The following is a 14,963-nucleotide window of genomic DNA, read 5'->3' as shown; positions in this document are numbered from 1 at the left end:
TTTTCGAAGCAACAACGGTTGTAAGGAAATAGGAGGAAGAACAATGGATTTATTAACAAAAACAAGAAAAATTAACGCATTACTACAAAAAGCAGCAGGAAAGCCAGTTAACTTTAAAGAAATGTCTGAAACATTGAGTGAAGTAATTGAAGCGAATATCTTCATCGTCAGCAGACGTGGTAAACTTTTAGGTTTTGCGGTAAATCAAAAGATTGAAAATGACCGTATGATTAAAATGCTTGAAGATCGTCAATTTCCTGAAGAGTATACAAACAATCTATTCAACATTAAGGAAACATCTTCAAACCTTGATATTGATAGTGAGTACACTGCTTTTCCAGTGGAAAATAAAGAATTATTTCAAAATGGTTTAACTACAATTGTTCCGATAATTGGTGGTGGTGAGAGACTAGGTACATTAATCTTGGCTCGTCTACAGGAACAATTTCACGATGATGATTTAATCCTTGGTGAATATGGTGCTACTGTTGTAGGAATGGAAATTCTTCGTGAAAAAGCAGAAGAAATTGAAGAAGAAGCTCGTAGTAAAGCGGTTGTTCAAATGGCGATTAGCTCACTCTCATATAGTGAATTAGAAGCAATTGAGCATATTTTTGAAGAGTTAAATGGTCATGAAGGTTTGCTAGTGGCTTCAAAAATTGCTGATCGTGTAGGAATTACTCGTTCAGTCATCGTCAATGCACTGCGTAAGTTGGAAAGTGCTGGAGTTATTGAATCACGCTCATTAGGTATGAAGGGAACGTATATTAAAGTATTAAATGATAAGTTCCTTGTTGAATTAGACAAACTTAGAACAAATTAATCACATACTGCCCTCCTCATGTAGGAGGGTTTTTTTATATTCTGGGAATGTCGAATTTTGTTGAAATATCAAATTGTTTGTTTAGTAAGCATTTGCGATAAATAGTTCGGAATCACTATTAATAATGATTCTAAAGAATGAGTATTTTCTTTTCCATTAAATAAGAACTACTGTAAAATTAAAGAAAACAGGTCATATCTCCCATTTTTTTTAACGATTATTTCATAGACATATGATTTCTTATTCATTACAATTAAGTATGTGTTACATTTTTCATCTAAATATTACATTCTTCTACAAAATTCCTTAACACGGATAAATTATAATGACGGGGGTGAAGAAAATTGAAGCTGTTTTCTAATACTATTTCAACACTAGAGAATGCGTTGAACTATTCTTCTACTAAACAGAAGGTAATTGCTCAAAATATCTCAAATGCTGACACTCCTAATTATAAGGCTAAAGAAGTGAGCTTTAAATCCGCGTTAGATACTGCCCAACAGGCTTCAATGACAGCGAAGCGAACGGATATGAGACATTTTGATTTTCAAGGTAGTTCATCAGCAGGAATCACTATTACAACGAATAATGGTACATCATATAACAATAATGGAAATAATGTCGATATCGACAAAGAAATGGCTGATTTGGCTACTAACCAAATCTATTACAACGCATTGACTGAAAGAATTAGCGGAAAGTTCCAGACGTTGCAATCGGTTATAAAAGGAGGTAAATAAAAATGTCTATTTTCCATAGCATGAATACTTCTGCTTCAGCGCTGACATCACAAAGATTAAGAATGGATGTCATCTCATCAAATATGGCAAATGTCGACTCTACAAGAGCAACGCAAGTAAATGGAGAGTGGGTTCCTTATCGTCGTAAGTCGGTTGAACTTCAACCGAAGGAAGGCGGATTTTCTTCGTTTTTAAATGTTGCGATGAATAAGAATGAAGCTGGAAATGGAGTTCAAGTTTCAAGAATTGTTGAGGATGATACTCCTTTTAAAGAAGTCTATGATCCAGAACATCCCGATGCTAACGAATTGGGCTATGTACAGATGCCGAACGTTGACCCTTTACGAGAGATGGTTGACTTGGTCAGCGCAACACGCTCTTATGAAGCAAACGTTACGGTCCTAAATGCATCTAAAGGAATGTTAATGAAAGCCTTAGAAATCGGGAAATAAAAGGAGCTATCTTAAATGACGAATGTATCGTTTCCAAATGTATCGAAAGTATTGCCGATAAATAATCATGAGGCTAAGACCTCTTCACTTACACCATACGAAGCACAAAAGAGTTTTGCGTCCGTACTTAAACAATCAATTGAAAAAGTGAATGAAGCGCAAGTACAATCGGACGTGATGACCGATAAGCTAGCAAAAGGAGAGAATGTGGACTTACATCAAGTTATGATTGCAAGTCAAAAAGCAAGCGTCACTCTCCAAGCAACAATGGAAATTCGAAATAAGGTTGTAGAGGCATACCAAGAGGTAATGAGAATGCAAGTTTAGTAGACTTGGTGAATATGTGATTTTTTTTACAATTTGACAGAACAACCGGGGGATGAGAATGACAGTTTCGTTTCAGAGATATATAAACAATTTAAAAGAATACTGGAATGGGCGTTCTAAACAACACAAGATGATCATAATCGGATCTATTCTGTTATTAATCATCGTTCTTTCCTTGGTCATAGTGTTTGCTACGAGAACCAATATGGTCCCGTTATATAAAGATTTATCTTTAACCGAAATAGGTACAATTAAAGAAAACCTAGATGGAAAAGGAATAAAGTATGAAATATCTGATGGGGGCACTACCATTAGTGTTCCCGAAGAACAAGCAGATACGCTTATCGTGGAGCTAGCCGCAGAGGGGTTGCCAAAGTCCGGGGGTATTGATTATTCGTTTTTTAGTCAAAATGCTGGAATTGGTATGACAGATAATGAGTTTAATGTCATGAAACTTGATGCGATGCAGACAGAACTTGCGAATTTAATAAAAGGTGTTGAAGGAATCAAGGATGCGCGAGTGATGATCACGCTTCCTACTCAAGGAATCTTTGTTAATGATGCAAAAGAAGAAGCTACTGCAGCAATAATATTGAATACCGTACCTGGTTATCAATTTGAAGAAAAGCAGATCAATGCCTTATATCATCTAGTTTCAAAAAGTGTGCCAAATCTTTCTACAGATAATATCGTCATCTCTAACCAAAACTTTGAGTATTTTGATCAAAAAAATGATGAAAATTCTTCAGGAGATATTTTCACTGCTCAAAATGGTATTAAAAAAGAGATCGAACGGGATGTGCAACGTCAAGTTCAAAGCATGCTTGGTACTTTAATGGGTCAAGATAAAGTTGTTGTTTCAGTAACAGCAGATATCGATTTTACTCAAGAGAATCGTGAAGAAAATATTGTTACTCCTGTTGATGAGGAGAATATGGAAGGAATCGCGATTAGTGCCCAGAGAATTACTGAGACTTTCACTGGTGAAGGTGCTGGAGCAGGAGGTGTTCCGGCAGCTGAAGATCCAGCTGATGCTTTAGGTGGTACGTACCAAGCTGGAGCAAATGGAAATGGCGATTATGAAAGAATAGAAGAGACGATTAATAGCGAAGTAAATAAAATTCGCAAAGAAATAGTGGAAAGTCCATATAAAATAAGAGATTTAGGAATTCAAGTGATGGTTGAACCGCCAGTTGCTGATGATGAAACTTCTTTGCCACAGGAGAGAGTAGACGATATCACGAAAATGTTAAGTACAATCGTCCGAACAACTATCAATAAGGATGCTGTCGAGGGAGAATTAACGGATGAAGACATACAAGAAAAAGTAGTCGTATCCGTTCAACCGTTTAATGGAAAGACACAATTTACAACCGAACCTGAAACGGCTTTACCTTGGTGGGTATATGTTTTAGGTGGAGTATTAATTTTAATCATTATTCTTCTTATTTTCTTATTTTTACGTGCTCGTAAAAAACGTCAGGAAGAAGCAGAATTTGAAGAAGTTTATGATGATGGTCCACAAGTAAATATTGCTGATGTAAATGAAGAGCAAGAAACTGAAGGAAGCTTAAGAAGAAAACAACTTGAGAAAATGGCAAAAGAAAGTCCTGAAGACTTTGCAAAATTATTAAGGACGTGGATCTCGGAAGACTAGGAGGTTTGACAGTTGGTAAAAAGAGAACAAAGAGAATTAACTGGTAAACAAAAGGCAGCCACTCTACTCATATCACTAGGCCCTGATGTATCTGCGTCTGTTTATAAGCATTTAAGTGAAGAAGAAATCGAAAAATTAACATTAGAAATATCTGGTGTAAAAAAAGTCGACTCTCATGCAAAAGAAGAGATTATGGAGGAATTTCATAATCTAGCCCTGGCGCAAGATTACATTTCTCAAGGTGGTATTGGCTATGCAAAAACGGTCCTTGAGAAAGCACTCGGAACGGAACAAGCTGCCGTCATCATTAATAGACTGACATCGTCATTACAGGTTCGTCCATTTGACTTTGCAAGAAAAGCAGACCCTGCACAAATTCTCAATTTCATTCAAAATGAACATCCGCAAACCATCGCCTTAATTTTGTCTTATTTGGACTCGACTCAAGCGGGCCAAATTCTATCAGAATTACCACAGGAAATGCAGGCGGATGTGGCGAGAAGAATTGCCGTCATGGACAGTACATCTCCAGAAATCATTAATGAAGTTGAACAGATTTTGGAACGAAAGCTATCTTCAACTGTTACGCAAGACTATACGCAAACTGGCGGTGTAGAGGCAGTCGTTGAAGTGCTTAATGGGGTAGACCGAGCTACGGAAAGAACGATTTTAGATGCTTTAGAAATTCAAGATCCAGAGCTTGCTGAGGAAATCAAGAAACGGATGTTTGTCTTCGAGGACATTGTTACTCTTGATAGTCGAGCTATTCAACGTGTTATCCGTGACTGTGAAAATGAAGACCTGATGCTGTCCCTTAAAGTATCTAGTGATGAAGTGAAGAATATTGTTTATAAAAATATGTCAACGCGCATGGTTGAAACATTTAAAGAAGAAATGGAATATATGGGGCCAGTTCGCTTACGCGACGTTGAAGAGGCCCAGTCGAGAATTGTTGCGATTATTCGCCGCTTAGAAGAATCTGGTGAGATCGTAGTCGCTCGTGGCGGAGGAGATGATATTATTGTCTAGGCTTATTAAATCTAGCTGGTCAAATAGTGAACAGCAAGAAAACAAAGTGATCTCGATTCGAAAGTTCAAGACAGAAACCGAAGAGAGTAATCTAGAGCCGTCCAATAATATAATCTCGATCCAACAACAAGCAATTTTAGACGAGGCAAAGAAACTAGCAAACCAAATAATTGCTGAGGCAAATGCTCATCAAAAGCAACTGCAGGAGCAATTACAACAAGAACGAATTCGTTGGGAAGAAGAACTTGCAATACTTACCCATCAGGCGAAGGAAAGTGGTTATGAAGCGGGATTTCTTCAAGGGAAAGAAGAAGGATATCGAGAAATGCTCGATTTGATTGATCTGGCAAAACAAACCGTAACAAGCTCGAAGTCTGATTACCAGCGCACAATTGAACAATCTGAACCGACGATTTTAGAAATAGGGTTGAAAGTGGCTGAGCGAATCCTTGGTGAACATCTTGATGGAACATCGGAGCACTTTATAAGTATTGTGAAACGAGCACTTAAGGAAGCGAGAGAGTATCGTGAAGTGCAATTACATGTAAATCCGCTCCATTATGAGTTTTTACTATCTCAAAAAGAAGATTTGCTTAAAATCTTCCCGAAGGAGACGGAAGTTTATATTTATCCAGATGGAGAGTTATCCCAGAATAGTTGCATCATCGAGTCAGCCAATGGAAGAATTGACGCAAGCGTAGACCAACAGCTTTTGGAGATTAAAGCAAAGTTATTCGAATTGTTGGAGAGTGAATAAAGTGAAATTAGCTGGCGTAATAGAGCAAATTAACCATATAGACACATACAAACACTACGGTAGAGTCAAACGGGTTGTAGGACTGATGATTGAATCTCAAGGTCCAGAAAGTTCAATAGGTGATGTTTGCTATATTCATGTCGGCCATAAACAGAAAAGAAAAATCAAAGCAGAAGTAGTCGGTTTTAAAGATGAAAATATTATTTTAATGCCCTATACAACAGTTAATGACATTTCTCCTGGGAGTTTAGTCGAGGCAAGTCATAAGCCGCTTGAAATTAAAATCGGGCCAGATTTAATCGGGAGTGTCCTTGATTCGATGGGACAACCTTTAGATGGGGAAGAATTGCCGAAAGGCCTCTCGCCGGTATTAACAGAACAAGAGCCGCCTAATCCATTAAAACGCCCACCGATTTCTGAATCAATTGAAGTAGGTGTTCGAATGATTGATTCTTTATTAACAGTCGGTACAGGACAAAGGGTCGGTATTTTTGCTGGAAGTGGTGTCGGAAAGAGTACCTTACTTGGAATGGTGGCTAGGAATACGAAAGCTGACTTAAACGTTATTGCTTTAATTGGAGAGCGGGGTCGTGAGGTAAGGGAATTTATTGAACGAGATTTAGGAGCTGAAGGCTTGGCTCGTTCGATTGTTGTAGTCGCAACCTCAGATCAACCTGCTCTTATGAGGATTAAAGGAGCATTTACGGCGACGGCAATAGCTGAATACTTTCGTGACCGAGGCTTGAATGTCATGTTAATGATGGACTCAGTAACGAGGGTAGCGATGGCCCAGCGTGAAGTAGGGCTTGCAATTGGTGAACCGCCTACTACGAAAGGTTATACACCTTCTGTTTTTGCGATACTTCCCAAGCTTTTGGAAAGAACAGGAACAAATATGAAAGGCTCTATCACTGCTTTTTATACTGTTTTAGTAGATGGTGATGATATGAATGAACCGATTGCAGATACGGTACGTGGTATATTGGACGGACATTTCGTCTTAGATCGGGACCTTGCCAATAAAGGCCAATATCCAGCCATTAATGTTTTAAAAAGTGTGAGTAGAGTTATGAACAATGTCGTTCCTGATGGACATCGTAAATCAGCTGAAAAGCTAAGAGAACTTTTGAGTACTTATATAAATTCAGAGGATCTAATCAATATTGGAGCCTATAAAAAGGGGTCCTCAAGACAAATTGATGAAGCCATTCGTTTATACCCAGATATTATTCGTTTCTTAAAACAGGAAACGGATGAAAAGGCATCGTTTCAAGATAGCTTAAATGCGCTTTATGAGTTAATGGGAAAAGGTGAGATAATCCGATGACTTATCATTATAAATTTGCAAGAGTACTAGCTTTGAAGGAAAGGGAGAAGGATGAAGCTTTATCTTCTTACCAGGACGCCGTTAAAAAATTTGAAGAAGTTGCCGAAAAATTATATGAACTCTTAAGAAAAAAAGAAGAGCTTGAGGATTTTCAATCCACAGGTCTAAAGAGAGGCTTGTCGATTGTGGAAATTCGCCATCACCAGCAATTTATTGGGAATCTAGAAAAAACAATAAATCACTATCAAAAAATGGTTATTAATGCTCGAAATCGAATGAGTTTATTTCAAGAGAAGCTAATGGAAAAAAACATTGAAGTGAAAAAATTTGAAAAAATTCGTGAAAAGGATTTCGAACAATTTCTCAAATCCTTAAAGGCAACTGAGAGTAAACAAATGGATGATATCTCGATTCAAGTCTATATGAACCGGGGAAGTTAGGTGATTTGATGGCAAAGACAGCCGAGAGAATAGTAGAAAAAAAAGCGAATAAATTTCAATGGTTTCTCTACACGGGCCTTATCCCATTATTATTTCTCGTCGTAGTGATGCTGATTGTTTTCTCTGTTGCTGGTGTTAATGTATTTGAAAAGGCGAAGGAATATAGTCAGAAGGTTCCATTTCTTTCTGAGATGATAAAGGAAGAGCCTACTCAAACGATGGAAGAACTTGAAGCCAATACCATTGAGCTCGAAGGCCAAATACAGGACAAGGAAGCTCAAATTGAAAAGCTTCAATCGGAGCTTGAGGGAAAAGACTCGGAGATTGAACGAACTAATTTAGAAATTGAGCAACTTCAATTACAAATTGATGAGCTTCTGGCGATTCAAGACGAAAATAAACGAGCATTCAAAGATATTGTAAAAACATATGAAACGATGTCTGCCAAAAAAGCTGCGCCTATTATTTCAAAAATGCAAGAACAAGAGGCATTGCAAATACTTTCAAGTATAAAGTCGGATAATCTAGCAGCCATTATGGAAAATCTTCAGCCTGAAGAGGCAGCGAAATATACTGAATTGCTGACAAATGAATAAGCAATGGGTTCTTTTAAACGATGGAAAACTTGAGAGGAGGTGAAATAATGACAATCGGAGGTATTGGTTTTTTTAATACAATCTCTTCATCAGTAAAGGAAGGGACATTATCTACCGGAGAAAGCGGCTTTAAAAATCTTGTTAGCTTGTTCCTAGCGGAGGGCAGCACGTCACAGGGCACAAATAATCCTTTAGCAGAGCAACGCTCACTTGACATTCCAACAGAGGAACTAATTGGTTTAATAGATTTTTTAGGTGCAGAGGATATTCTTGATGTAGAAGATGGGTTAAATTTATTGAGACAAGCTCAATCAGCAGGCAGCCCTGAAGAATTACTACAAATCATTGCTGAAACTATTGAATCGAATGTCAATGTAAAGGAATTAATCCAGTCATTCCAACAAAATTCAAGCATGCCGCTTGAAGATGAGATTTCTGAACCAAATCCAAATCAATCTGAACCAATCAAACTAGAAGATTTGTTAGCGATGTTGACTCAAATAAGCGCCTTCCCTCTTGATGATCTTAATGGCGTTGCCCAAAAAGATATGGTTCAGCTTGTGAAAATAGTGAAGATATTTGAGCTGCTTGCACCTGAACTGAATATGACGAATGATCAAAAGCAACTTAAAGATTTGGTCCAGCAATTGACGAAAAAACTAGAAGGATTTTTAGAGTCAGCTAATTTAAGTCAAAAGGATGATTTCGCAAAGCAGAATAGCCGGCAAGAATATGTACTGAAAACTTTTTCAGCGGTAGCTTCAGAGCTTAATCAAAATAACAAAGATCCTCTAGGCAAGCTTTTAGGAGAAGTTTCTACTGAAGCTAAAACGTTGTCAGTAAAGACCGAGCCTGTTAATGGAATAGTCCAATTCCATCAAATATCAAAGGCTGAGCAATTGACGATGACACTTCAGCAACAAACTGGAAAACCGACAGGAGCAAATGATTTAATCAAGCAATTTGAAAATATTTTAGCAAAAAGTCAATTTTCCAATATAGGTGGTTCCCAAAAGCTACTGATCAAATTAAACCCTGAACATTTAGGTGCCTTAAGAATCGAGCTTATTCAAAAGGATGCGGGGATGGTTGCAAAAATACTTGCGACAACGAAGTTAGCGAAGGAGACACTTGAATCACATATTCAAAATTTAAAACATGCGTTTGCTTCACAAAACATTCAAGTAGACAAACTTGAAATTACCCAATCGGCGAATCAATCGATGGAGAGATTTTTAAACAAAGAACAGCAACAACAATCACAGCAACAACAACAAGAACAACATGAGCAAAATCGTGAAAGCCAATCTAATGCTGATGAACATACTTTTGTTTCGTCATTGGAAGAAGCGCTCATAAATCAAGAAGTATAGGAGGTGAACAGATGACGAATACCATTGATTCATCTTTATATTTATCATCGCAACAACAAGTTAAAAATACTGGATCAAATATTTTAGGTAAGGATGACTTCCTTAAAATCTTAATGGTTCAATTGCAAAACCAAGATCCAACAAGTCCCATGGAGGACCGAGAGTTTATTGCCCAAATGGCTCAGTTTTCTTCGTTAGAGCAAATGACGAATATGAGTACTGCCTTGCAAAGCTTTGTTAGTACACAGGAGCAAAGCAACCTTATTTCCTACAATCAATTTATAGGGAAAGAAGTAAATTGGCATAAGCTATCCTACTCAAATGAAGATCCGAACGCTGAACCGACCATTCTTGAAGGGAAAGGCAAAGTTGAATCTGTGCAATTTAAAAATGGAACTGTCGAATTGCTTCTTGAAGATGGAACAATTCTAGAACCAGCCAATATTTCTGGCGTAAATGGAACCTCTTCGGTATCAGGTGAAAACAATCTTATTCAAGCGAGTATGTTAATTGGAAAAATGATCACTTATTTAAATGAAGCGAAGGAAGAGATGTCAGCACTCGTGAAGTCCGTTTCTGTCAAGGATGGAAAAATTTTATATCAACTTGATGATGAAAATGAAACAAAGATTACTTCACAACAAATGACGAAAATTGAATAAAAAGGGTTGGTTGGATGGAACAGTCTAATTTTAGACCAATACAATCACAGCCGATTGCTAATCAGCGAATTCAAACTAAGAGATCGAACCCTGCACCAAGTAATTCTTTTGCGTTGCATTTTCAGCAGGCGATACATGGAGATAGTAAGTTGGTTTTGAGTAAGCATGCAAAAGAAAGATTGCAACAGCGAGATATTCATATAACTGACCAACGCTGGGAGCTTATCGAAGAGAAAGTGAATGAAGCGAAAAGATTAGGAATCAAAGATTCCCTTGTCCTCATGGATGATGCGGCTCTGATTGTGAGTGCCAAAAATAACACGGTCATAACGGCAATGGATCGACAAGAAGCAACAACACAAATTTTCACTAATATTAATGGGACGATTGTCCTTTAACTTAAATGAATGGCTGGACCTAAACAGGAGGCCAGAGCTGCGGACTGATTGAAGCAGCTAATGAAAGGGGAAATAATTCAATGTTACGTTCAATGTACTCAGGAATAAGCGGAATGAAAAACTTCCAAACAAAATTAGATGTTATTGGGAATAATATTGCCAATGTAAATACATTTGGATTTAAAAAGGGTCGCGTTAACTTTAAAGATATGATTTCTCAAACAGTAGCAGGTGCTAGTGCTCCTTCAGCAACGCTAGGAGGGGTTAATACAAAACAAGTTGGTTTAGGTTCTACACTAGCTGCGATTGATACGATTCATACTCAAGGTAGTATCCAAACAACAGGAAGAGGACTTGATTTAGCTATTTCTGGTGATGGATATTTTGTCCTTGCACCAAATAGTGGGAATGCGGATACAAACTTTGCTGAATTAGATAAAAGCTTTACAAGAGCAGGAAATTTTTATTTAGATGATGAAGGCTATCTTGTGAACTCAGATGGACTTTATTTACAAGGTTTTGCTTCTAGCTCTGGTGGTGTAGATGACGATGGCAATCAACTACCTGACACAATTGATACTTCTCTTTATACTAGAATGAGAATTCCTTCAACTGCTGAAAGCTTTAGTATTTCTGATAAGGGTGAAGTTCAATATGTTGAGGATGGACAAATCAAACTGGCTGGTCAAGTGATTATAGCGAAGTTTGATAATAGCGAAGGACTTCAAAAAGCGGGCGATAACTTATTTAAAGAATCTGCCAACTCTGGTCTAGCTATTGGAAATGCTCCGAAAGATGGAGGAGCCGGTGCGATTGTTGCAAGTGCCTTAGAAATGTCAAATGTGGACCTTTCAGAGGAATTCACAGAAATGATTGTGGCACAGCGTGGTTTCCAAGCGAATACTAGAATCATCACAACTTCTGATGAAATTCTTCAAGAGCTTGTAAATTTAAAACGATAGGTTAAGGGGGGAACAGGACTGAAGTGATAAAGAGTCTTCAGTCCTGAATAATACCGTGATAAATGTTACAAGATTAAATGGAAAACCTTATGTCATTAATGCAATTTACATTGAAACAATTGAATCCTTTCCTGATACGACGATTACTCTTTCAAATGGGCGTAAATACGTAGTGAAGGAATCAGAAGAAGAGGTAGTACAGTTAGTAATCAAGTTCTATCAAACTGTCAACCTTCTTGGACTTCAACAGTTGGAGGGCCCAGAGTATGAAAAATAATAAGCTTGTTATGATTATGTTAATTATTCTAATCACCATTACCCTTGTTGGGGCTGTTGCAGTAGTAGTTGTCCTTAAGGTGACTGGTGCTGAAAAAACAGATGGACCTACCATTGATGAGGTGCTGGAATATTCGGTAGACATTCCCGAAATCACAACAAATTTAGCTGGAAATGACTTTATCCGTATCTCATTTAAAATTCAAACAGATAGTAAGAAGGCAAAAGTGGAATTAGAAAAAAGAGATTTTCAAGTAAATAACATTATTATCCATACACTATCTGAAAAGAGCCCAAAAGATATTCAAGGTTCACAGGGTCAGAAAAATCTTGAAGATGAGTTAAAAGATAAAATCAATGAAGTGATGATGGACGGAAAAGTGGAGAAAGTATATATCACCGGCTCACTCCTCCCATAATTTTAGAAAAAAATGAACATTGTATGTGAATGGAGGTGAGGATTCATGTCCGGAGAGGTTTTATCACAAAGTGAAATTGATGCCTTATTATCTGCTATTTCAACTGGAGAAATGGATGCTGATGAACTAAAGAAAGAAACTAATGAGAAAAAAGTCAAAGTGTACGACTTTAAGAGGGCTTTACGCTTTTCAAAAGACCAAATTCGAAGTTTAACTCGTATTCATGAGAATTTCGCTCGGTTGCTTACAACTTTTTTCTCAGCACAGTTAAGAACCTATGTTCAAATTTCTGTTGCGTCAGCCGATCAAATTCCATATGAAGAATTTATTCGCTCCATTCCCAAAATGACGATTTTGAATGTTTTCGAGGTCCCACCATTAGATGGAAGAATTCTGATGGAAGTAAACCCGAACATCGCTTATGCTATGATGGATCGAATGATGGGTGGTAAGGGTAGCAGCATTAATAAAGTAGAAAATCTAACTGAAATTGAAACAAAAATTATGACGACAACGTTTGAACGTTCTTTTGAGCATTTACGTGAAGCGTGGGAAACACTCGAAGATATTGAACCAATGCTAGCTGATTTTGAAGTGAATCCTCAGTTTTTACAAATGGTTTCACCGAATGAGACGGTGGTCGTGATTTCTTTAAACACGACGATTGGAGAAACAACAGGGATGATCAATATTTGTATCCCTCACGTCGTTTTAGAACCAATTATTCCAAAGCTTTCGGTTCATTATTGGATGCAAACAGACAAGAAGGATAGAGAACCGCAAGAAGTGGCACTATTAGAAAACCGTCTAAAAAGAGCAGATTTATCAGTTGCGGTTGAATTGGGAGAGGCAGAAATTACGATACAGGATTTTCTTATGATGGACGTTGGAGATGTGATTGAATTACGACAACATATTGAAAACCCATTGACGATCAAAGTAGCTGAAGTTCCTAAATTTGCAGGACAAGCAGGAAAACTGAACAAGAAAATTGCAGTTCAAATTTTAGAGACATTGAAGGGGGGAGACGACAATGGTGAGTGATGATATGCTCTCTCAAGATGAAATAGATGCGTTATTAAAAGGAACAGATGAAGTAGAGCTAGATGATGAAAAAAATAGTACAGCCAATGTGGAAGACTATTTGACACTGATGGAACAAGATGCATTAGGTGAAATTGGAAATATTTCCTTTGGGAGTTCCGCAACTGCGTTATCAACTTTGTTAAATCAAAAAGTTGATATTACAACACCAACCGTTTCAGTCATTTCAAAACGTGATTTACAGGATGAGTTTCCACACCCTTATGTAGCCATCCAAGTAAAATATACGGAAGGTTTTTCAGGAATAAACCTACTCGTTATCAAACAAGAGGATGCGGCTATTATTGCTGATTTAATGCTTGGAGGGGATGGGTTAAATCCTGCTGAGCTTATGGGGGAAATCCAGCTTAGCGCTGTCCAAGAAGCGATGAATCAAATGATGGGATCTTCTGCGACTTCAATGTCGACAATTTTTAGTAAAAGGGTGGACATCTCTCCGCCAACGATTGATATGCTAGATCTCCAACATGGTGAAGGAACAGAAAAGATTCCAAACGAGGATATGCTTGTAAAGGTATCTTTTAGGCTGAAAGTGGGAGAGTTGATCGACTCGAACATCATGCAATTGGTTCCACTTGAGTTTGCGAAAGATTTAGTTGCAGAATTGTTGAATCCAACATCTGTAACAGAACAAGCTTCTACGACAACCGAACCCGTTCATGCGGAACCAGTCGTTCAAACTCAGCATACTCAACAAGGGAATCCTAGTTCAGTTTCGGAAAAGCAAGTAATAATGCCAGAATATGGTGAATCTAACCACCAACAGGGTTCGACATCAACAGGATACCAAATGCCGCCAATGCAGCAACCAATGACACAACAACCGACAGGACCGCAGCATTATGGATCACAGTTCCAAGGTGGACCACCACCAGCTGTACAACCTGCTGTGTTCTCAAATTTTGATCAATATCAACTTCAAGAATCTGAAGCAAAGAATTTAAATATGTTGTTCGATATTCCACTTCAGGTTACTGTAGAACTTGGAAGAACGAAGAGGTCTGTAAAAGAAATACTGGAATTATCGCCTGGATCAATTATTGAATTAGACAAATTGGCAGGGGAGCCGGTTGACATTTTAGTAAACAGTCGCCTGATTGCAAAGGGCGAAGTGGTTGTAATTGATGAGAACTTTGGGGTCCGTGTAACAGATATCATTAGTCAGAGCGACAGATTAAATAAACTTAGATAAACAATGGGGGATTCTATTAATGGCACACAAAATTTTAATTGTAGATGATGCAGCATTTATGCGGATGATGATCAAAGATATTTTAACGAAAAATGGTTTTGAAGTGGTTGGAGAAGCTGCAGATGGAGCACAAGCAGTTGAGAAATATCAAGAAACGAACCCTGATTTAGTGACGATGGATATTACAATGCCAGAAATGGATGGAATTACAGCATTAAAAGAAATTAAAAAATTAAATCCTAGTGCAAAAGTCATTATGTGTTCAGCAATGGGCCAGCAAGCAATGGTTATCGACGCTATTCAAGCTGGAGCAAAAGACTTTATCGTAAAGCCATTCCAAGCGGATCGAGTGATTGAGGCGATCTCAAAAACGTTAGGATAATGTTAACAATGGCGGCTTTTATGCCGCCTAAATTTCCTTTCATTCTC

The 14,963-nt window shown here is 37.8% G+C and carries 19 protein-coding genes; all 19 read left to right on the top strand.

From position 1 onward, the window contains the following. The first annotated feature begins 43 nt into the window (after positions 1-43). The 19 genes from codY (at position 44) to BMSHG_RS02105 (ending at position 14,916) form a co-directional block, all read left to right on the top strand. Positions 44-823: a GTP-sensing pleiotropic transcriptional regulator CodY gene (codY, locus tag BMSHG_RS02195; RefSeq protein ID WP_019152795.1), complete on the top strand. Its 780-nt coding sequence runs from the start codon at positions 44-46 to the stop codon at positions 821-823. 344 nt (positions 824-1,167) lie between these two features. Next, entirely contained in the window at positions 1,168-1,563 is a 396-nt protein-coding gene (gene flgB / locus BMSHG_RS02190; protein ID WP_019152794.1) for a flagellar basal body rod protein FlgB, read from the top strand. 2 nt (positions 1,564-1,565) lie between these two features. Then, entirely contained in the window at positions 1,566-2,015 is a 450-nt protein-coding gene (gene flgC / locus BMSHG_RS02185; protein WP_019152793.1) for a flagellar basal body rod protein FlgC, read from the top strand. 15 nt (positions 2,016-2,030) lie between these two features. Then, a complete protein-coding gene (fliE, locus tag BMSHG_RS02180) occupies positions 2,031-2,342 on the top strand; it encodes a flagellar hook-basal body complex protein FliE (RefSeq protein ID WP_019152792.1) in 312 nt (103 codons plus the stop codon). Between the two features lie 58 nt (positions 2,343-2,400). Next, complete coding sequence (gene fliF, locus BMSHG_RS02175; RefSeq protein ID WP_019152791.1) at positions 2,401-3,999, top strand: flagellar basal-body MS-ring/collar protein FliF; 1,599 nt, start codon at positions 2,401-2,403, stop codon at positions 3,997-3,999. Between the two features lie 12 nt (positions 4,000-4,011). Further along, complete coding sequence (gene fliG / locus BMSHG_RS02170) at positions 4,012-5,028, top strand: flagellar motor switch protein FliG (RefSeq protein WP_019152790.1); 1,017 nt, start codon at positions 4,012-4,014, stop codon at positions 5,026-5,028. Next, on the top strand, positions 5,012-5,785 hold the full coding sequence (fliH, locus tag BMSHG_RS02165) for a flagellar assembly protein FliH (protein ID WP_148346785.1): 774 nt from the start codon (positions 5,012-5,014) through the stop codon (positions 5,783-5,785). The genes fliG and fliH overlap by 17 nt, the downstream gene beginning before the upstream one ends. A gap of 1 nt (position 5,786) precedes the next feature. Further along, positions 5,787-7,112 (top strand): flagellar protein export ATPase FliI, encoded by a 1,326-nt coding sequence (gene fliI, locus BMSHG_RS02160; protein WP_019152788.1) that lies wholly within the window; start codon positions 5,787-5,789, stop codon positions 7,110-7,112. Continuing rightward, positions 7,109-7,552, top strand: coding sequence for a flagellar export protein FliJ (gene fliJ / locus BMSHG_RS02155; protein WP_019152787.1), 444 nt, complete (start codon positions 7,109-7,111; stop codon positions 7,550-7,552). The genes fliI and fliJ overlap by 4 nt, the downstream gene beginning before the upstream one ends. Positions 7,553-7,560: 8 nt before the next feature. Then, a complete protein-coding gene (locus tag BMSHG_RS02150; protein WP_019152786.1) occupies positions 7,561-8,148 on the top strand; it encodes a MotE family protein in 588 nt (195 codons plus the stop codon). Between the two features lie 47 nt (positions 8,149-8,195). Beyond that, entirely contained in the window at positions 8,196-9,521 is a 1,326-nt protein-coding gene (locus BMSHG_RS02145; RefSeq protein WP_019152785.1) for a flagellar hook-length control protein FliK, read from the top strand. A gap of 11 nt (positions 9,522-9,532) precedes the next feature. Continuing rightward, positions 9,533-10,183: a flagellar hook assembly protein FlgD gene (gene flgD / locus BMSHG_RS02140; RefSeq protein ID WP_019152784.1), complete on the top strand. Its 651-nt coding sequence runs from the start codon at positions 9,533-9,535 to the stop codon at positions 10,181-10,183. Positions 10,184-10,197: 14 nt separating this feature from the next. Continuing rightward, complete coding sequence (locus tag BMSHG_RS02135; RefSeq protein WP_019152783.1) at positions 10,198-10,581, top strand: TIGR02530 family flagellar biosynthesis protein; 384 nt, start codon at positions 10,198-10,200, stop codon at positions 10,579-10,581. 80 nt (positions 10,582-10,661) lie between these two features. Further along, entirely contained in the window at positions 10,662-11,543 is an 882-nt protein-coding gene (flgG, locus tag BMSHG_RS02130) for a flagellar basal body rod protein FlgG (protein ID WP_019152782.1), read from the top strand. Positions 11,544-11,598: 55 nt separating this feature from the next. After that, complete coding sequence (locus BMSHG_RS02125; protein ID WP_019152781.1) at positions 11,599-11,820, top strand: flagellar FlbD family protein; 222 nt, start codon at positions 11,599-11,601, stop codon at positions 11,818-11,820. Next, positions 11,810-12,238 carry a flagellar basal body-associated protein FliL gene (gene fliL, locus BMSHG_RS02120; RefSeq protein ID WP_019152780.1) on the top strand — a complete coding sequence of 143 codons (429 nt, stop codon included), beginning with the start codon at positions 11,810-11,812 and terminating at the stop codon, positions 12,236-12,238. The genes BMSHG_RS02125 and fliL overlap by 11 nt, the downstream gene beginning before the upstream one ends. 45 nt (positions 12,239-12,283) lie before the next feature. Continuing rightward, entirely contained in the window at positions 12,284-13,282 is a 999-nt protein-coding gene (gene fliM / locus BMSHG_RS02115; protein WP_019152779.1) for a flagellar motor switch protein FliM, read from the top strand. Further along, positions 13,272-14,534, top strand: coding sequence for a flagellar motor switch phosphatase FliY (gene fliY, locus BMSHG_RS02110; RefSeq protein WP_019152778.1), 1,263 nt, complete (start codon positions 13,272-13,274; stop codon positions 14,532-14,534). The genes fliM and fliY overlap by 11 nt, the downstream gene beginning before the upstream one ends. Before the next feature lie 19 nt (positions 14,535-14,553). Further along, positions 14,554-14,916 carry a response regulator gene (locus BMSHG_RS02105; RefSeq protein ID WP_019152777.1) on the top strand — a complete coding sequence of 121 codons (363 nt, stop codon included), beginning with the start codon at positions 14,554-14,556 and terminating at the stop codon, positions 14,914-14,916. Positions 14,917-14,963: the final 47 nt, after the last annotated feature.

The organism is Robertmurraya massiliosenegalensis JC6 (assembly GCF_000311725.1).
Lineage (GTDB): Bacteria > Bacillota > Bacilli > Bacillales > Cytobacillaceae > Robertmurraya > Robertmurraya massiliosenegalensis.
This window is presented reverse-complemented; position numbering and strand designations above follow the sequence as displayed.